Source organism: Catenibacterium sp. co_0103 (assembly GCF_004168205.1).
Taxonomy (GTDB): Bacteria; Bacillota_I; Bacilli_A; order Erysipelotrichales; family Coprobacillaceae; genus Catenibacterium; species Catenibacterium mitsuoka_A.
The window spans coordinates 1-1,241 of record NZ_RCYB01000205.1; the positions used below are offsets into that span (position 1 = coordinate 1).

Genomic DNA, 1,241 nt, shown 5'->3' on the forward strand with positions numbered 1-1,241 from the left:
CCCTTGATGATAAAACTTAATAGAAATATTATGAAAGTTGATTTATGTCTTGACAACGGTCATTTCATAACAGTAATTAAGATAATATTAAGGAGCAGAAAAATGATAACTGACGAAGAATACAAAAGGATTCTAAAACAATTTCATAAATTTTCTGACAGGCATATCCTGGCTGTAGAAACCGATATGCCTTATTCTGATGTGCTTAAAGTAGTGGCTCTTTCTGATAAGATACGCAAAGCTGGGAATGAGCTTGTTGGTCTTATGAGAAAGAATTATAACCAGCTTATGCGTACAAAGAGATACCGTAAATTATTATTTCTGTATGGTAATTCTAAAGATAAGGATAAACGAAAAACTTATGCCAATCAACTTAATGAAATGCAGAAAGCTTATAATATTACATGGGAATGCTGCAGAACGTCCATGATTCCAATAGGCAAGAAATATGGTGTAGACGCTGTATTCGCTCTGACTAAAGCCAAAGATATATGGCGTGGTATCGAAAAATGCTTGTATGGTAATGGTAATACCATTCATTTCTCAAGATATGGAGAACTGCCTTGTATAAGGGCAAAACAGATGAATCGTGGTATACCTATATCCGTTACAGATAATAAACTTCATTTCAAACTTGGCAGGATGGTATTTGGAACACAAATAAATGATAGATTCCAGCAGGATGAAGTAGACGCGGTTTTATCATATCTTGCCGAATCTGATATTTTGGATGACAGGGCTGTTAATACTCTTATTAAAGATGGCTATTGCATAGATACATACAGACCCTGCTATGCTACGCTTGTTCCCAGGATGATAAGAGGTAAATACAGAGTATATTTACATTTAACCATCGAAGGCAAGGCAAAACCTAAATATGATAGATTTGGCAGTCCAAGACATAAATATGGCAAAGGTATTATAGGTGCTGATATTGGTACACAGACAGTTGCTTATACATCTGATACTGAGGTGGGCTTGAAGAATCTTTCAGAGCGTGGCAACAGTATTCAGACTTCTGAGAGAAAAGAACATCTGCTTTATCGTGCTATGGACAGGTCAAGACGTGCAACTAATCCGCAGAATTATAATGATGATGGTACTGTTAAAAAAGGCCGTAAAACCTGGAAATATTCAAATCATTATAAGGAGCTGAAAACAAAGCACTCTGAACTATGTCGCATCAATGCCATAAACAGACAGCTTGCAATAAATGAAGACGCTAACCATTTAAGAAGTCT

The 1,241-nt window shown here is 35.9% G+C and carries 1 pseudogene; it reads left to right on the forward strand.

The features are described from left to right. Positions 1-102: 102 nt before the first annotated feature. Positions 103-1,241: pseudogene (locus EAI80_RS13155) on the forward strand (hypothetical protein); the annotation flags it as partial.